The organism is Chromatium okenii, assembly GCF_016583745.1.
In the GTDB taxonomy this organism is placed as follows: domain Bacteria; phylum Pseudomonadota; class Gammaproteobacteria; order Chromatiales; family Chromatiaceae; genus Chromatium; species Chromatium okenii.
Genome location: NZ_NRRQ01000011.1, coordinates 70,808 through 88,898, shown reverse-complemented (window position 1 = coordinate 88,898; position 18,091 = coordinate 70,808). Strand labels below are relative to the sequence as shown.

General features: G+C 52.0%; 11 protein-coding genes. 5 read left to right on the top strand and 6 right to left on the bottom strand.

What is annotated here, in order from left to right:
• A partial coding sequence (locus CKO12_RS06255) for a glutamate synthase central domain-containing protein (RefSeq protein WP_274599908.1) occupies window positions 1-2,134 on the bottom strand: 2,134 nt, incomplete at its 3' end.
• Between the two features lie 221 nt (window positions 2,135-2,355).
• On the opposite strand from CKO12_RS06255, the gene CKO12_RS06250 reads away from it, so the two are divergent.
• Both CKO12_RS06250 and CKO12_RS06245 read left to right on the top strand, forming a co-directional pair.
• Window positions 2,356-2,538, top strand: a complete 183-nt coding sequence (locus tag CKO12_RS06250) for a hypothetical protein (RefSeq protein WP_200153884.1) — start codon at window positions 2,356-2,358, stop codon at window positions 2,536-2,538.
• Window positions 2,539-2,593: 55 nt separating this feature from the next.
• Window positions 2,594-4,945: a LamG-like jellyroll fold domain-containing protein gene (locus CKO12_RS06245; protein ID WP_200153883.1), complete on the top strand. Its 2,352-nt coding sequence runs from the start codon at window positions 2,594-2,596 to the stop codon at window positions 4,943-4,945.
• Window positions 4,946-5,221: 276 nt separating this feature from the next.
• Here the strand turns inward: CKO12_RS06245 and CKO12_RS06240 are convergent, their stop codons facing one another.
• From CKO12_RS06240 to tldD, 5 genes are all read right to left on the bottom strand, one after another.
• Window positions 5,222-7,285 carry an acyltransferase family protein gene (locus CKO12_RS06240; RefSeq protein ID WP_200153882.1) on the bottom strand — a complete coding sequence of 688 codons (2,064 nt, stop codon included), beginning with the start codon at window positions 7,283-7,285 and terminating at the stop codon, window positions 5,222-5,224.
• Window positions 7,286-7,329: 44 nt separating this feature from the next.
• Window positions 7,330-8,754 (bottom strand): cryptochrome/photolyase family protein, encoded by a 1,425-nt coding sequence (locus CKO12_RS06235; RefSeq protein WP_200153881.1) that lies wholly within the window; start codon window positions 8,752-8,754, stop codon window positions 7,330-7,332.
• A gap of 49 nt (window positions 8,755-8,803) precedes the next feature.
• On the bottom strand, window positions 8,804-11,188 hold the full coding sequence (locus CKO12_RS06230) for a hypothetical protein (protein WP_200153880.1): 2,385 nt from the start codon (window positions 11,186-11,188) through the stop codon (window positions 8,804-8,806).
• 89 nt (window positions 11,189-11,277) lie between these two features.
• Entirely contained in the window at window positions 11,278-12,201 is a 924-nt protein-coding gene (locus CKO12_RS06225; protein WP_200153879.1) for a DUF2887 domain-containing protein, read from the bottom strand.
• A gap of 331 nt (window positions 12,202-12,532) precedes the next feature.
• On the bottom strand, window positions 12,533-13,972 hold the full coding sequence (tldD, locus tag CKO12_RS06220; RefSeq protein WP_200153878.1) for a metalloprotease TldD: 1,440 nt from the start codon (window positions 13,970-13,972) through the stop codon (window positions 12,533-12,535).
• Between the two features lie 236 nt (window positions 13,973-14,208).
• Between tldD and CKO12_RS06215 the strand changes: the two genes are divergently transcribed.
• The 3 genes from CKO12_RS06215 to CKO12_RS06205 are packed head-to-tail and all read left to right on the top strand — an operon-like array spanning window position 14,209 to window position 18,011.
• A complete protein-coding gene (locus CKO12_RS06215) occupies window positions 14,209-15,111 on the top strand; it encodes an NAD(+) kinase (RefSeq protein ID WP_200153877.1) in 903 nt (300 codons plus the stop codon).
• On the top strand, window positions 15,105-16,784 hold the full coding sequence (gene recN / locus CKO12_RS06210) for a DNA repair protein RecN (RefSeq protein WP_200153876.1): 1,680 nt from the start codon (window positions 15,105-15,107) through the stop codon (window positions 16,782-16,784). The genes CKO12_RS06215 and recN overlap by 7 nt, the downstream gene beginning before the upstream one ends.
• 12 nt (window positions 16,785-16,796) lie before the next feature.
• On the top strand, window positions 16,797-18,011 hold the full coding sequence (locus tag CKO12_RS06205) for an HD-GYP domain-containing protein (protein ID WP_200153875.1): 1,215 nt from the start codon (window positions 16,797-16,799) through the stop codon (window positions 18,009-18,011).
• Window positions 18,012-18,091 lie beyond the last annotated feature (80 nt).

The following is an 18,091-nucleotide window of genomic DNA, read 5'->3' as shown; positions in this document are numbered from 1 at the left end:
GGGGGATTGATGAGATCGGCGGAGGCAATAACGATTGAATCGTATCGAACGCCAAATACGGATTGATCGCTTCCGCGCCGTAGCCAGCGAGCGCAGCAAAATGATGGACTTCGAGCGCAGCGCCGGTTTCGACCACCAAGCCGGCGCTGGTGCGCAGTCCTTGCCGAATCAAATGATGATGGACGGCGGAAGTCGCCAACAGCGACGGAATCGGAATGGCATCGCGGTTGGTGTTGCGATCCGAGAGAATCAAGATGTTGAAACCGTCGCGCACCGCCTGCTCTGCGGCCTGACACAACCGCGCCAGCGCCGCTTGCATCCCGTCAGCGCCGTCCACTGCCGCGTAGACCATGTGCAGCGTGGTGGTGCGAAAGGCGGCGCTGGTGTTGTCTTGAATGTGGCGGATGCGCTCTAAATCGGCATTGGTCAACACCGGCTGATTGACCTCCAGCCGCCAATGTTTGCCCGCTTCATTGATCCCCAGCAGATTCGGGCGCGGCCCAATCAGCGACACCAGCGACATCACCAGCTCCTCGCGGATCGGATCAATCGGCGGATTCGTCACCTGCGCGAAGTTCTGCTGGAAATAGCTCGACAAATGTTTGGCGCGGCGCGACAGCACCGCTGGCGGATTGTCTGCACCCATCGACCCAATCGCTTCCTCACCGGTCAACAGCATCGGTTGCAGCAGGAATTTGATGTCTTCCTGTGTATAACCAAAGGCTTGCTGCGCTTTGAGCAACGTCGCGGCATCAGGTGCCATCGGTGCGACATCGGTCGGCAGCGCGTCCAGATGAATCTGCGTGGCGGTGAGCCAGTCGCCATACGGCTTGGCGGCAGCGAGCGCGGCTTTGATTTCCGCGTCGTCAATGATCCGACCCTGCTCCAAATCAATCAGCAACATCTTGCCGGGCTGCAAGCGCCATTTTTTGACGATGCGCTCCTCGGCGATGTCCAACACGCCCATTTCCGAGGCCATGATGACCATGTCGTCATTGGTGACGAGATACCGCGCCGGGCGCAGTCCGTTGCGATCCAAGGTCGCGCCGATCTGTCGTCCATCAGTGAACGCCAGCGCGGCGGGGCCATCCCAAGGTTCCATCAGCGCAGCGTGATATTCATAAAACGCCCGCCGCTCGGCATCCATCTGTTGATTGCCCGACCACGCCTCCGGCACCAGCAGCATCATCGCGTGCGCCAGCGCATACCCGCCCATCACCAATAATTCCAAGGCGTTATCGAGACAGGCGGAATCGGATTGCCCTTCGGGAATCAGTGGCCAGATGCGATCCAATTCTGCGCCGAGCAGCTCGGAGCGCATCGTGTGCCGCCGCGCTGCCATCCAATTGACGTTGCCGCGCAGCGTGTTGATTTCGCCGTTGTGACAGAGCATCCGAAACGGCTGCGCCAGATTCCAGGTCGGAAAGGTGTTGGTCGAAAAGCGTTGATGCACCAGCGCCAGCGCGGAGCTGAATTGCTCATGGCTGAGATCGCGGTAATAGCGCCCGACCTGATGCGCCAGCAACATGCCTTTGTAATTGACGGTGCGCGAGGACAGCGAGACGACGTAATACGCACTTTGATTCGCGCCGGCTTCGCGGATTTCGTTATCCATCCGTTTACGGGTGACAAATAAAGCGCGTTCAAACGCGGCTTGATCCGCGCAATTGTCGCCTTTGGCAACGAATACCTGCCGCACGACTGGCTCGGACGGCAGGACGCTGTAGCCGAGATCGCTGTTATCGACCGGCACATCGCGCCAGCCCAGCACGGTTTGCCCGCCTTCCTGCAAACGCCGCTTGACGATTTCCTCCATGCGCTGGCGCTGGGCAGCGTCCTGCGGCAGAAACACCATGCCAACGCCGTAATCACCGACCGCTGGCAGATTGAACTCCAGCACGGCGCGGAAAAACGCATCGGGAATCTGCACCAGAATTCCTGCGCCATCGCCCGCTTTGGGATCAGCGCCGACTGCGCCGCGATGGTGCAGACGTTCAAGGATTTCAAGCCCTTGCCGCACGATGGCGTGGCTTTTGACATTCTTGATATTGCAGACAAAACCGACGCCGCAGGCGTCGTGCTCGTTAGCCGGGTCATAGAGACCTTGGGCGGGAGGGAAGGCACGCAGGTGCATCTCTGACCTCATTGGAACGTGAATGAATGCGTGAAATAGCGATTTAGGGCAACCAGATCGCGTGATTCCTAATCATAACCGACTCACAAGCTGCAACACATGTACTCGCAGCGCAGAAGATGTCGGTGGTCAGGGCAAACCCGCGCTTCGAGTGCTGGCGCGTTGGGCTGGAATTGCTGCCCTGCTCGCTTTGACAGTTCCCGTTTATGCTATCGGTTTGAATGACGGGCATCAGCACTTGCTCAAATGAAACCGAAAACGGTTTGCCGTGTCCGGTCGCCGATTTCCCCGAACAAGATGCTGAATTCGGTAGCAACGGTTTTGATTTCACCAAATTGGATGCAGCGGGAAATGAATTGCTGGCATTTCTCAGTTCAGATGATTTTTCGGTTGCCTTTTTGTAATGTTATTTGTGCTTGACAAATGAGCAGGGGAGAGGGTAGATATTACGCGTCTTTGATGCAACACGATCGAAAGGCGCAAACAGGTAAATTCCACCTTATTTTTGTGCGGTTTACCACGATTATACAACCTGAACAAAGGACACAAGTGATGAAGAACATGGTCACAATACTGCTGCTCGGCGTATTGATGATTAGCGGCGCAGTATCGGCAGATGTTGATACGGGATTGGTCGCTTATTATTGTTTCGATGATGCCAGCAATTTGGGAAAGGATTGCTCGACAAATGGCAATAACGGCACAGTAGAAGGCTCGGTCACAGCATCGACTGGATTTGCTGGCGGTGCGGCGAGTTTTGGTGGTTATTATAATTCTGGCGCGATTCATGTCCCTAACAGTTCATCGTTGCAGTTTACAGGCGATTTTTCTGTGGCTCATGCAGTCAAACTATCTGGATTAGACGGCATGGATGGATGGGGTAATTATAAAAGCCCACTAAATTATGATGCTGATCCGCCTTTTTTTTTAGTATTTATAAAAGGTGAATATGCGCTTAGTACAATGCTTACAACAGATATCCGAAACGAGTCGATTTACTACTATTCTTCTTTTAATCCTAGTCCTGGTTTGATCGAGGGTTATAGCATTAACGAATGGGCTAATATCGTTTACGTTTACTCGAATAGCGAACATACCGCAAAAGTGTTTATTAACGGCAGACTTGTAAGTACACATGATGTTAGCATCAACATTACTAATGTAAACAGCGAAGATATTTATATTGGCCGTAATCAGAGTTATTGGCATCCAATGAATGGCGCAATAGATGAAATGCGCATTTACAACCGCGCCCTGACAGACGCAGAGGTATTGCAACTGGCTGCTCCTAATGATTCTGCTGATTCCGGCAGCATCAATGTCAGCGATGTGCTGTCATCGCATGGCATTACCGACATCCTGTTTAATGGTAGTGATGTTTTTGTTCTCGCAACGGTTAAATCACCAGATGGTGTTTACCGCGTCGATCCTGATGGAACTCGCGCCTACAAAAGCTCGCTAAAAATTGTGCGTTTCAACAAAGATTCAAACTCATATCAGTCTGTCGTTATCGGCGAAGTATGGCCAAATGGCGACCCAACATCAGGACATGGCGCTTTATATCTTTCAGGCGATTATCTCTACGCATTTAAGAACAGTAAGGACGATGGCAATGGTTATGCGCAGTCTGGCTCTATCTACAAAATCAATGTCAGCGATCCCGCAATGATTTCACTGGAGAGTGAGAGCAAATTATTCTCAGCTTCAAATTGGGGCTGGTGGCCAGTATTTAAGTCTTCTAGTGTACTAAGTCACTTTAGCTTTGCTGGATATTACAGGTATGAAAATACCTCCAATCTTGGAAGCGTGCTTCCGAGTGTTATGCAACAGGAATATGCTGATGCAGTCGCAGCGCATTCTCAAGGATTAGTGTTAGCAAATGAGGCTGACACGATGGGAGCATCGTCGAGACCAAATGTCATCTCGCGTATTCAGGCATTGATGGGCGAACAACAAACCACCTTTTCACTTGCAATCAAAAAATCCGGCACGGGCAGCGGTAGCGTCACCAGCAAAGACGGGAAAATCAATTGCGGCACAATCTGCGCAGCGGATTTTGACAACGGTAGCAGTGTTATTCTCACTGCCACACCCGATACCAAATCCGGTTCGACATTCAGCGGTTGGAGCGGTGCGTGTACCAATAAAACTGGCGATTGCACGGTCAAAATGTCTGAAGCGCAAACCGTCACTGCTAATTTCAATTTATTGCCCAGCTATAAATTGTCAATTAACAAAAGTGGCAAAGGCACTGTCACCAGCGAACCAGTAGGAATCAATTGCGGTACGGCTTGCAGCAAAACATTCACCAGCGGCACTGCCGTCACACTGACTGCCAAAGCGGATACTGGCGCGACCTTCACGAAATGGACGGGCTGCACCCCAATTGCCAACAAGCCGCTGCAATGTACAGTCACGCTGACCAGCAATAAAGTAGTGACAGCGGTGTTTGGAGCTAACAGCATCGCAGACATTAAAATTGTTTCCGTTGCAATCACACCAACGTCACCCGCAGCTAACAGCATTTTTAGCGCCAAGATCACAGTGAAAAATCAAAGCACCGTGACCGTAAATGGCGGTTATTTGGATGTGTGGGCAAATCAGCCAACAGCACAAACCTGCGGCGCGTTTGGTGAACAATGGATTGAGATTGGTTCATTGGCTGCCGGAGCGACTAAAACCTTGACGGTCAATTTGCGGTCAAGTGGCGCTGGTGCAAAAACCTTGCGGGCATTTGCTGATAGCTGGTGTCAAACGCCAGAATCGAATGAAGCCAACAATCAACTGACCAAAACCTACACGGTCAAATAACCGCACTGGATGTCGGACTAATGAAAAAACCGTCACACTTTATAATTAAAGTGCGGCGGTTTTTTCTGGATGCAGAAAACAACAGAAGAAGGAACAGAACATGACTGAATTAAGCACGTTATACGATACCGATTACAGCGCGTGAACTCTACAATCGGCTTTTGATTTTGATGTGCGTAGTTGGCAACCCACCATTATTGAGCAGCGCAAACGGATTATCGTGTTATTTCGGCAATCACCCTGCTTAAAGGCAGTTGCCAACACTTGAAATTAAAATCACAGCAATTTTTCAAAATGTATTTTAAAACTGGGATACAACACTGTGTTGCCATAAGCACTCAAATGATCGCCATCAAAAAATAACGGACGTTTATCTTTGAACGCATAACAAACAGCATCAGGACAAAGTAGTGGGAATGGATTCCAAATGGAGACACTAGAAAATTTATCAACAATTTCATACATACTTGCCATAATTGGTTGACGCAAGCGTTCCAGCTCAATCCGCGGCTGTTGATTATTACCAATGCAAATTGGATTGTGGCGATTAAACCAGTCCGCGCAACGAAACGGAGGTGCTTTGAAAATTGGTTTAGGAGCTTCAAAAACAATCTGTAATTTTTTGTCAGTAAATAACTGGATCAACTGTTTTGCGTCTTCCATAGCCAGTAGACGCAGTTTCATCGCTTCAGGATTATACATACTGATAAAAACATCACGCTCCAGAGTTGACCATTGATCACCAAAACGTTCTATGCGCAAACTCGGTAAAAACACAAAATCACCTTCATGCGCTGTATCAAGTATCTGTTGCACAATAGTTTGTATGAATTTATTGCAATCATCTGCTTGATCAAATACGGGTCGGCGGAAATCAATAAAGCTACAACTCGTAAAAGCATATACGCTGATATTTGTTCCAGTTTCTGCGCTAAATTGCTCAAAAATCGGTAAATACGCCATCGCATGTGAGTCACCAAGCACATGTAGATTGCGGAATGATGCCTGATAGCGACAATCCTGTGGCACATAACGAAATTCCTGTCCGCCACCAACAAAATAATGTTGCAATTTTACTTGACATCTGCGTTCTGCTGGATTGGTATAAGGCATGTGATTGCTTGAATGCCAATCACTTGAATGGCGTGTTACCGTACTGAAACTATAATAAATAGAATTCGTAAATAAATACTGCGCTAACCACCACCCAAGCGCGGTTAGCGTAACAAAAAAAGTAATGCGTAATAATGGATGCCAACGTGTTATATGAACATGATGGCGTAATGGTGTTTCCACATAACGATAACTGAACATTGCAATCACAAAGGTTCCTGCAAGCGCTGTGATTTGCAAAGGGAGAGTGTGGAGCCCAGTTGTCCAGCGCAAAAGTACATAAATTGGCCAGTGCCATAAATAAAATGAGTAAGAACGCTTGCCGATCCAGACTAAAAATGATGTTGCAAAAAAACGCCGAATTGGTGATTGGTTATTTGTTTTGACTCCGCCAATGATGAATAAGCTACCAAGCACGGCTGGCACTGCCCAAGGCCAAGGAAATTGGTCAGCTTGGGCAAATAAAAACGTTAAAATTAATAGCAACACGCCTAGCCAAGGCAAGATGTTCTGTATCGTACAGACTAAGCGGCTCGCAGTTGCAGTCGTGCGATTAAGCGACACAAGATAGAGAAGTGAACCTAAACCAAGTTCCCAAAATCGAAAACCAAAGAAATAAAAAGCTGCCGTTGGATATGTCTGTGTTGCATATAAGCAACCTATAAATGATGCGCCACACAGCAAAAAAAAGAAGCTAATCACCCACCAATGTTGTTGTGATTGTTGTACTGCACGGTAGTTGTGTATCCAAAGAAAAATGAGCATCGGAACGACTAAGTAAAACTGCTCTTCTACACCGAGTGACCAAGTATGCGTATAAGGATTAAATTCAGCGCGTGGAGCAAAATAAGCATCGTTGTGATGTTGCATCACCCAGTTACTTAAACCTAAAAACGCAAACAGTGCGGTGCGTTCGCTGAGTTCACTTAACCAAGCTCGCGGAATAAACAAAGTAGCCAATAATGCGGTGACGCAGAGCATTACAATCAATGCTGGCATGATGCGGGCTAACCGATTGGCGTAAAAATCAGCAATAAAATTTAATAGGGTTGTAGCGTGTGAATTGACGAGTGCGCCAGTCACAACAAATCCCGATATAACGAAAAAGATGTCAACGCCAATAAAACCACCAGGGAGCCAATCTGCATTCAAGTGATACAACATCACTGATAGCACGGCAATCGCTCGCATACCATCAATATCAGCGCGATAAGTGTTTTTATTCATTGCTATTTTTTATTCCGCAACATCGCGACATGTAATGCCAAGTGTTAAGCCGTTTTCACCATTTCCCACGCCGCCAGCGCCTCCCGCCGCGATGCCGCTAAATCCACCAGCGGTTGCGGATAATTCACTCCTAATCGCACTCCCGCCGCCGTCAAGATCGCCGCGCTCGCCGCCCAAGGTTGATGCACAACGCGATCCGGCAGCCGCGCCAGCTCTGGACACCAGCGCCGCACATAAACACCCGCTGGATCAAAGCGTTCACCTTGCAGCACCGGATTGAACACGCGGAAATAGGGCGCTGCATCCGCGCCGCAGCCCGCCGTCCACTGCCAACTTGCGGTATTCACTGCTAAATCTGCGTCAACCAACGTGTCCCAAAACCACTGCGCTCCGAGTTGCCACGGCAGCAGCAAATTCTTGGTCAGCAGCGAGGCGACCACCATCCGCACCCGATTGTGCATCCAGCCCGTGTGCCACAGCTCGCGCATTCCGGCGTCCACCAGCGGAATGCCGGTTTGACCGCGCTGCCACGCTGCGAGCTGTTCCGGTGCGCTGCGCCACGGTAATGCAGCAAACCGTTGATCCAGCGGCTGCGTCGTGGTGTGGGGAAAGTGATAGAGCAGGTGATAAGCGAATTCGCGCCAGCCCAGCTCGCGCACCCAAGGATCAGTGGTCGGCTCGCCGCCGTGCGCCAGCACCAGCGCCAACAAGCGACGCGGGCTGATGTCGCCAAAATGCAGCGCCGCTGACAGCCGCGACGTTCCCACATTCCCCGGCACATCGCGCTGCGTCGCGTAGCTGGTCAGGTCTTGCGCCAGAAACGTCATGGCTTGCTGCATCGCGCCAGCTTCGCCCGGCGTCCACGTCTCCCGCAGCCCGTGATCCCAATTGTGACGCGGCAATAACGCCAATTCGGCAAGGTCACAACCGGCGCTCAATTCGCCCAACGGCGGCAGCGTGGCGGGCGCTGGCGCGGGGAGTTGGCGATATAACTCCTTAACGCAGGTGCGCCAAAACGCACTAAACACGCGATATGGCAGCCCGCTGCCGTTGCGAATTTCCCAAGGTTCAAACAACAGCGCCGCGTTGGTGCTGGCGCAGTGCAAGCCGTCGGCTCGCAATGCCTGTTTGATCGCGGTATCACGCGCAGACAGCGCCGGTTCATAGCGCCGATTCCACAGCACCTGCGTCGCGCCGGTCTGGGCGATGAGCTGGCGCAGCGTCGCCAAACTCTCGCCTCGCGCCAGCCACAACCGACTGCCGCGCTCACGCAGCGCTTGATCTAGCGCCAGCAAGCTGTGATGCAACCACCAGCGACTGGCAGCGCCCGGCGACCACGGCGCAGCTTCCTCCGGCGCGTGAATGTAGACCGGAATCAGGCGCTGGCTGGTCGCTAACGCGGTTTGCAACGCAGGATTGTCATCCAGCCGCAAATCACGGCGAAACCACAAAATGGTGATCTGTGACATTTCAATTCACTATATAGGGTTCATTAAAGGTTGTTATCACTTCATATCCTCACCGCTTCAAAAATCCTAATTCATACACCAGCGGCTGCAATTTCTCGGTCAAGGTTTTATATGCCAATTCAAACGCAGCAAAACTGACCAACGCATCATCATTACCGCTATCATTGCGTTTTTTCAAAGCGTTGCGGAGTTGATACCAACCAACATCAGCGCGATTTAATTTTAATTCATGGCGCACGATGTGATTATCACTCTGGGCGAAATACGCCAGCCACAATTGTTTACCTGCCGCGAGCACAGCTTTTGCTTCAGATGACTGCTTTTTGCCTTTCAAATAACGCACCATAAAATCAGATTCAAATCGCGTTGGTGCGTTGACCTCGGTTTCCGTGAACGGAATAAAATGATTGACGATTGACCACGTTGCGCCATTCCATTCTAAATCGTCGGCGCTGGCGGTGAGATTGCTGCCGTTGAACAGCATCCAAATCAAGCAATCGTGTTTGAATTCATCAGTGAGTTCACCAGTCGGCTGTAAAAATTGATCGCGGTCATTCAACCAAGTGGGTTTTACTAAACGGCGCACGGCAAAGATGATGGCGGCTTGCCAAAGATTATCGGGATTGACATAAAAGCCATGCCCATCGCTAAAACTTGATGAAAACAAAGCAGTATGTTGATTGGCGTGTTGAACATCATTCACTGAACAACGCATATAACCGATTGCCTGATCTGACCATGTAGTGACACTTGGCGTAGATGTTGCCGGTGAAATAGCATTTTTAATCGGTATCACTGGTTGGTTATTTTTCTTGGGACGTTTTAACCACACATTCAAATAACTGCTGTTCGGCAAGTTATAAAACTGTTTTTCACCAATCGGTCGTGTATTTCTATCAAAAACTTCAACGGCAATCGCATCAATCGACCGTTTCTTTTTGGCATTTTGATTGGTTTTCCACACCAAAAAGCCAATCGGAAAATCACCTTTTAAGCCATCAAATGCCTTGCTATGCACGACAAAACCGCCGAGATATTCAGCGTTCCAAACCTGTCTAAACTTCTCAAAATTCGGCGCGTTGACATATTTCAACTTGCTGAATATCGCCACTGTTGCTGTGGGTATTTCTAGCGCAATTCTAGCTAAACACTGCGTAAACAGCTCGTTGCTGGCTTTACCATAACGATTCATTGCTGTTGCGGCAAACTTTGTTTTTGCCACGCCAGCCTTATCTGTACAGCTAACATCTGTGCCCGCCTCCGCATACGGCGGATTGATTAACACCAAAATCTTCTTGCCTGCTTGAATCGCATCACGCAACGCTGGCGGCAGTTTATTGGTGAGGCTATAATCAATTCTGCCGTCATCGGTAATATCATCATTCAAATAATCATATTGAAAGCGCGTGGCAGCAACGCAGGTTTTCGTTGCCCGCATTACATCAATATCCGCAACATCTAACGTACTCATAAACAGATTGCGGTGATTAGAATGCTTCACTTCTAAATTGCCAACGCCGCAGCACATATCCCACACGAGATAATTTTTCTGCCAGTTCTTTCCCAATACCTCAGCAAGTGTATCATAAGCGCGATCTACGACATTGAGCGGCGTATAATATGCGCCCTTAAAGCTGCGCTCATTCAACGGAATTAAACTATCGCGCCGTTCTAATAAATAGTTGCGATGTTCTTCCTGCGGCGGACGGTGATAAATTGCCCAAAACTGGCGATACCCTTCTTTGTTACCCAATGCACAAAGCTTGCCATCCAGAAAAAATGCAGGTTTACCGTCTACAAAAATTAACTTTGCCGAAATTTCCTGATAAGAAGATACCGTGCCGTCATTCATGATGTCGGCAAAAAACAGCAACGCATAATCTTCGGCGCTGATGCCGTCAATCTGGCTGCCGATCATCGTCACCCATTTATCAAATACCTGCTTCAAATTATCTGGCGTGATTTGAATCCGAATGATTTCGCCGGTTTGAATCGCGGCTTTGATGGTGGCAATAAATTCATCTTCGTGCGTTTCTAAACGAAACGAGACAAAATAGGTGCCGATATATGCGGACACGACTTCCAAGGCTTCTGGCGTGTATTTGCTGGCGGATTTACCCCAGCGAATCGTTTTTTTAGCTAAAAATGGCAGCACATCGGCGCTTTTCATTATTGCCGCTTTTTCGGTATCAATGACTGCTAAAAACGGCGGAATGCGTTCGCCTTTATTCAACGCATCCTGCACATAATGCAGCAACTGCGTAAACATCGCATAACTGGAATGTTTACCGGTATCCTTGGCTTCAAACCAAATTTCTTCAGTTTGAATATCAATTAAACCCTTGGTGTAGCTAGTTAAGCCCAAGGCTTTAATATACGCATCTTTCACATCTTCTTCACTGCGAACGTTTTTCAAATCAGCATATAAAGTCATTGGCTAATGCTCATAAAAATGGTTGTGAATAATTAGGAGTAACGCAGTTGGTGTTGGTTGGGTTGACGCATCAACCCAACCGACTGAACTTAATCCAATGAACTGCCGAGCAATGTTTCCACATCAGGCGCATCAAAAATCTGCTCCGCCCACGCTTCCAACTGCTCTGTATTTGCCTTCTGCAATTGCGTTACTGCCCAATCAGGCAAATCACCAAAACGACGCCGAAGTTGTTTAGTGAGGATAGCGCGAGCCTCAGCTTGGCGTCCTTTCTGCTGCCCCTTATTCATCCCTTCCTTGAGTCCTTCTTGGCGACCCTCTTGACGACCTTCAATGCGCCCTTTCTCCATACCAATGCCCACCAATTGCTGATACGCACGGGTTTCTTCTAACGGTGTTGTTGGAAGATGCAACATTGCCATAACCTCCTCATAGGATTGATGTTTGTAGCGTTCCATTAACCATGATGTAAATACATCCATTAACGCGGTGGCATCCGGTTCAGTCCGTGCTGCCAATTGTTGCCATGCTGCCGATGCTTGTTGCGCTAATTCCTTATTGTTAGCGACTAATGGCAGAAAAGTCGCTAATAGTGGATGATCTGGTTGTTCAAAACGCGCCCGCTCAATGATTTCATCCAAATAGACAGATTTTAGTAATAGCGAACCCACTCCTAAATAAGGTTGCCACGGCGATTCTGGTTCATCACCAGTGCGTTCAATGAATAGCACCAAACCATGAACTGTGCAATTCGGATGCAATTTGCGATACAGCACCAATTCCAACACTAAACGATCATAGACATCACCAGAATGTTGGGTTTGAATTTCCAGAATATACACCGGCCCAATGCCGTTATCTGGTTCAAACACATGATCGGCGCGGCGTTCCAATTCTTTGAATACAATAGAACGATCTTGATAGCTGCCAATAAGTTCTAAACCGCCAGTGAGGAAACGAAATGCTTCGGGGCCGGAGGTTAATAACGTGTGCAGGTGTTTATCGGTTTTCATTACAGTGAAGAGACCTTCAATAAAATTCTAGCACTTAAAAAATAAGGTTATAGTCAATCTAAATAACCAAACTCATTTTCTCCTTCTTTTTGAAAAGCCACCTTTTTGAAAAAAAGTTAAGTGGATTGAATGAACCCAATGCAGTACCTGTCGTTTTATCCCGCCGCGCAGATAGCCCTCTTCAACGCTGTGCGATTTTACTTGTCAGCGCCAATAAGTAATTGCTTTGGAGTGCGTCATGGATAACAAATGCCAGCAAGTCGCATATAAAAAAATGATTCAACGACTCCGACTGCAAGCCAAAGACGTTGAATCAACGCGCACGCTAATTTTAATTGGTACCGCCAACGGTCAAACCATCCACCCGCAGCGTCGGTTGACCCACGCCCACCGGCACGCTTTGCCCTTCTTTGCCGCAGGTGCCGACGCCATCGTCAAGCCGCAAATCGTTGCCCACCATGCTGACGCGAGTGAGCACTTCGGGGCCATTGCCAATCAAGGTCGCGCCCTTCACCGGACGGGTAATTTTACCGTTTTCAATGAGATAGGCTTCGTTAGTCGAAAAAACGAATTTGCCAGAAGTGATGTCCACCTGCCCGCCACCGAAGTTGACGGCATATAAACCCTTGTTGACGGAAGCGATGATTTCCGCCGGATCGCGTTGTCCCGCCAGCATGTAAGTGTTGGTCATGCGCGGCATCGGCAGATGCGCGTAAGACTCACGCCGCCCGTTGCCCGTCGACACCGTACCCGTGAGGCGAGCGTTGAGTTTGTCCTGCATGTAACCGCGCAAAATTCCGTCCTCAATCAACACCGTGTGCTGACTCACGGTGCCCTCATCGTCGATATTGAGCGAACCGCGCCGTCCCGGCAGCGTGCCATCATCGACGACCGTCACACCCGCAGCGGCGACTCGTTCCCCGATCCGCCCCGCAAACGCCGAACTGCCTTTGCGATTGAAATCGCCCTCCAGCCCGTGCCCGACCGCCTCATGCAGCAAGATGCCCGGCCAGCCTGAGCCGAGCACCACCGTCATCGTGCCAGCGGGTGCAGCGTCCGCATCAAGATTGGTGAGCGCCAGCCGCACCGCCTCCCGCGCATAGCCAAGTGCGCGATCTTCCAGCAGAAAATAGCTCAAATCGGTACGCGCACCGCCGCCACTTGCGCCCTGCTCGCGGCGACCGTCTTGCTCAACGATGACACTCACGCTGAGGCGAATCAGCGGACGCACATCTGCCGCCAAACTGCCGTCGGCCGCCAGCACCAGCACCGTATCTTGCGCGGCGACCACGCTGGCGCTGACCTGCTGCACACGCGGATCAAGCCGTCGCGCTTCGGCGTCAACGCGCTGCAACAGCGCCACCTTGTCAGCGTCGGGCAGCGAATCAATCGGATTGATGGGCGGATATAACTGGCGCGAATTCACTTGCGGCGCGATCTTGACCTGCGCACTCTGACCGCTGCTGGCAATGGCGCGAGCGGTGGTCGCGGCTTCTAATAAAATGGCAAACTCCAATTCATCGGAGTACGCAAAGCCAGTTTTTTCTCCGCTCACGGCGCGTAAACCCGCGCCCTGTTCAATACTAAAACTGCCGTTTTTAATAATGCTGTCTTCTAAAACCCATGATTGCAAACGACTGGCTTGGAAATAAATATCAGCGGCATCGACTGCGGCATTGGTTAAATGCGCCAGCAGCTTTTCTAAATCGTGGTCAGTTAATCCTGCCGGAGCCAGAATCATTTCACGCGCAATGTGCATTGAATCGGTCATTAAAAAACTCTCAGGTGAACAAAAAAAGAGGCGGGGTTTTTTGAGTTGTCAGTTATCGGTTGTCAGTTATCAGTAAAACGAGCGTTGAAAAAAGATGGTAATTTTTGAATGTAAACGCATAAAAAGGTTGGCACACGCGCAGCAGGTTCTAACAAAATTTGCTTGACAACTGACAATGTCTCCATCGCCGTGCTAACGTTGATTCCATTTTATTATCAGTCACCAATCCTAATCTTATGCCGCATTTCACCACCGTCGGCATCATTGCCAAACCGGGCGATCCGCTTCCCGTGCGCTGCACCTTGACGCGACTCGCCGCCCATCTTCGCGCTCACCACGTCACCTGTTTACTCGATGCCGAGAGTGCCCGCCTGCTCGCAGCGCCAGCCGCGACCGCGCAGACCGTCACCGAACTTGCCACCCACTGCGATCTCATCATCGTCGTCGGCGGCGACGGCACCCTGCTCCACGCCGCCCGTGCCGCTGCCGCACACGGCGTCCCGCTGCTCGGCGTCAACCTCGGACGGCTCGGCTTTTTAGTGGACGTGTTGCCCGACGAGATCGAAACCGTCATCGACCAGATTCTCGCTGGCGCATATCAAGCTGACAGCCGCTCCCTGCTTCGCGCCACCGTGATGACCGACGCAGGCAACGTCGCTACCGCCACCGCCCTCAACGAAGTCGCCATCCACAAATGGAACACCGGACGGATGATCGAATTTGAAACCTATCTCGACGGCGTGTTCATCAACGGACGCCGTGCCGACGGTCTCATCATCGCCACCCCCACCGGCTGCACCGCCTACGCGCTCTCCGGCGGCGGCCCGCTGATTGACCCGGCACTTGACGCCACCTTGCTGGTGCCGATTTGCCCCCACGATCTCAGCCAGCGTCCGCTCGTCATTCCCGCTGATCGCTGCGTTGATGTCCGCATTTGCGAATTAAATCAAGGCGATGTCCAAGTCACCTGCGACGGGCAAATCCAACTGCCGCTGCCGCCCGATGCGTGGATTCACATCGACCGCCATCCCGACCGCGTGCGCCTGCTACACCCCAGCGGTCACAACCATTATCAAATCCTGCGCGCCAAACTGCATTGGGGCGGCCCGCACGCAGCCACACGAGCACCCGCATGTTGACCCAATTGCACGTCCGCGATCTCGCCATTGTCAGCGAGCTTGAACTCAACTGTTCCCCCAGCATGACCGCGCTGACCGGCGAAACCGGCGCGGGCAAATCCATCTTGATTGATGCGCTCAGTCTCACGCTCGGCGACAAAGCCGAAGCCAGCATGATCCGCGCTGGCAGCGACCGCGCCGACATCAGCGCCAGCTTTGATCTCAGCCACTGCCCCGCCGCCCGCGCTTGGCTGGCAGAACAGGAATTGAACGCCGACAACGAGTGCATCATTCGCCGCCTGCTGGTGCGCGACGGACGCTCACGGGCGTATCTCAACGGCCGCCCCGCCAGCACTGCGCAACTGCGCGATCTCGGCAACTTGCTGGTCGATATTCACGGGCAACACGCCCACCAATCGCTGCTGCGCCCCGCCGCCCAGCGCGACCTGCTCGATGCTTACGGCGGACATCAGGCGCTGGCAGACAGCGTCATCAAAGCCTTCCGCGACTTTCGCGCCCTTGACCAGCAATTAACCGCGCTGGAAACCGCTGCGCATGACCGTCTCGCCCGGCTGGAATTGCTCAATTTTCAAGTGCTGGAATTAGCCGCGCTCGGACTGACTGCCGCCGAGATTGAGGCGCTCGATCAAGAGCAACGGCGCTTGAGTCATCTCGGCCATTTACAAACCACCGTCGCTGCCGTGTTGCAACTGCTGGCAGAAGCCGAGCCGTCGCTGGAAGACCATTTGCGCAGCGCGACTGCCGATCTCAGCGAATTGGCGGTAATTGATCCGACTCTCAGCGCCAGCCGCGAGTTGTTGGAGACGGCAACGATTCACGCCGCCGAAGCTGCCGCCAGCTTGCGTCACTACCTCGACGGGCTGGAGCTTGATCCCGCAGCCTTGGCGGGCGTGGAGGTGCGGCTGGCGCAGGTGCATGATTTAGCGCGGAAATATCGCGTTTTTCCGGTGCAATTGCCGGAGGCGCTCGACCAGCGCCGTGCCGAATTGCAGGCGTTAGAACAGACCGACATCACCCTCGGCGCGTTGCGCGAAGCGCGAGCTGCGGCGTGGCAGCACTTTTTAACGCTGGCGCAGCAGTTGAGCAGCGCTCGCGCCGCTGCCGCTGACCGGCTAACGGACACGGTGACGGCGGCGATGCAGCAACTGGGGATGGCGGGTGGACGTTTTGCGATTCAGGTGGAACCGCTGGCGCTGGAACACGCCAGCGGTGGCGGTTTGGAACGGCTCAATTTTTTGGTCAGCGCCAATCCGGGGCAACCGCTGCAACCGCTGATCAAAGTCGCCTCCGGTGGCGAATTGTCGCGCATCAGCCTCGGCATTCAGGTCGCCACCGCCGAATGTGGCACCGTGCCAACGCTGGTATTTGACGAGGTGGACGTGGGGATCGGCGGCGGCGTGGCGGAAATCGTCGGGCGCTTGCTGCGACGGCTGGGCGACTCGCGGCAGGTGCTGTGCGTCACCCATTTGCCGCAGGTCGCAGCGCAGGCGCATTGGCAACTGCGGGTGCGTAAAGAAACCATCGCCGGTCACACGCATACTCGGATTGAACCGCTGGCTGAGGCGGATCGGATTGAGGAAATTGCCCGCATGTTAGGCGGCACCGAACTCACCGCTCGCACCCGTGCTCATGCCAGTGAAATGCTGGGTTGGAATCTCAATAGTTGCAGCTAACGGATAAATTTTATGATTAAGAAAATCGCAATTGAACAGCTTAAAATTGGCATGTATGTGCATGATTTGAATTGCGATTGGTTAGATCATGGGTTTATTCGCAATCAGTTTTTATTGAAAAAAGAAACTGATTTGCTGCGGATTCGTGAGATCGGCATTTGTGATCTGTATATCGACACTGCAAAGGGAACGGATGCCGCGCCAGCGCCCAGCGCCCGCGTCGTTACGGCGGCATTGGAGCAGGAATTGGTGCAATTGGACGTGGTGCCAGCGCCACAGCCGGTGCCGCTGACGGCGGAGCGCGGGCGGGCGCGGCGCATTCATCAGGAAGCGATTGGCGTGGTGAGCGGGTTGATGGAGGAAGCGCGGCTCGGACACCAGCTCAATTTAGAGCAGGCAAATCCGGTGGTGACGGAGATGATCGGGTCGATTTTCCGCAATCAAAATGCGCTGCTGGCGCTGTCGCGGATTCGCCAAGTTGGGCGCTACACCTTTGAGCATTCGGTGAATGTGGCGGTGTTGATGGTGGCATTTGCGCGGGCGTTGCAAGTCGAGCGGACGCTGATTCACGACATCGGTTTGGGGGCGCTGCTGCACGACATCGGCAAGGTGCTGGTGCCACCGGAGATTTTGAACAAGCCCGGCGCGTTGACTGATGCTGAATTTACAGTGATGCGCAATCACGTCGTTTACACCCGCGATCTGCTGGCGCAGGTGCCGGGGCTGCCGCCGATTGCGCTGGCGGTGGCGGCGGAACATCACGAGCGGGTGGACGGCAGCGGGTATCCGCAGCACAAATCCAGCGCCGATATTTCGCTGTACGGGCAAATGGCGGCGATTGCGGATGTGTACGACGCGCTGACGACGGATCGCGTTTATCACAAGGCGCTGGAGCCGCATCAGGCGCTGCGCAAGCTGTTGGAATGGAGCAATCACCATTTTGATCCGACGCTGGTGCAGCAGTTCATTCGTTGCGTCGGCATTTATCCGGTCGGGACGTTGGTGCGGCTGCACAGCGGGCGGCTTGGCGTCGTGGTGGAAACCGGTCGCCAAGGGCTGTTACAGCCGGTGGTGCGGGTGGTGATGGATGCGAAACGCCGTGCTTTTCTCACCGCGCAAGATGTTGATTTGTCGCAATTACCAAAACAGTCTGAGGAGCGGATTGTCAACGCTGAAGTGCCCTCGCAGTGGGATATTGATCCGGTGCAAGTGCTGGCGCTGGGTTAATTAGCGCGTTTCGTGCTGTTTCTAAAAACTGAGTGATTAAAAATTGCAAAACAACTCAGTCAATCAAACTGAGGTGGTTT

Excerpts from the sequence above, each read along its gene's own strand:
- CKO12_RS06250 (WP_200153884.1), top strand. The coding sequence starts at position 2,356 with ATGACGGGCATCAGCACTTGCTCAAATGAAACCGAAAACGGTTTGCCG.
- CKO12_RS06245 (WP_200153883.1), top strand. The coding sequence starts at position 2,594 with ATGCAACACGATCGAAAGGCGCAAACAGGTAAATTCCACCTTATTTTT.
- CKO12_RS06240 (WP_200153882.1), bottom strand. The coding sequence starts at position 7,285 with ATGAATAAAAACACTTATCGCGCTGATATTGATGGTATGCGAGCGATT.
- CKO12_RS06235 (WP_200153881.1), bottom strand. The coding sequence starts at position 8,754 with ATGTCACAGATCACCATTTTGTGGTTTCGCCGTGATTTGCGGCTGGAT.
- CKO12_RS06230 (WP_200153880.1), bottom strand. The coding sequence starts at position 11,188 with ATGACTTTATATGCTGATTTGAAAAACGTTCGCAGTGAAGAAGATGTG.
- CKO12_RS06225 (WP_200153879.1), bottom strand. The coding sequence starts at position 12,201 with ATGAAAACCGATAAACACCTGCACACGTTATTAACCTCCGGCCCCGAA.
- tldD (WP_200153878.1), bottom strand. The coding sequence starts at position 13,972 with ATGACCGATTCAATGCACATTGCGCGTGAAATGATTCTGGCTCCGGCA.
- CKO12_RS06215 (WP_200153877.1), top strand. The coding sequence starts at position 14,209 with ATGCCGCATTTCACCACCGTCGGCATCATTGCCAAACCGGGCGATCCG.
- recN (WP_200153876.1), top strand. The coding sequence starts at position 15,105 with ATGTTGACCCAATTGCACGTCCGCGATCTCGCCATTGTCAGCGAGCTT.
- CKO12_RS06205 (WP_200153875.1), top strand. The coding sequence starts at position 16,797 with ATGATTAAGAAAATCGCAATTGAACAGCTTAAAATTGGCATGTATGTG.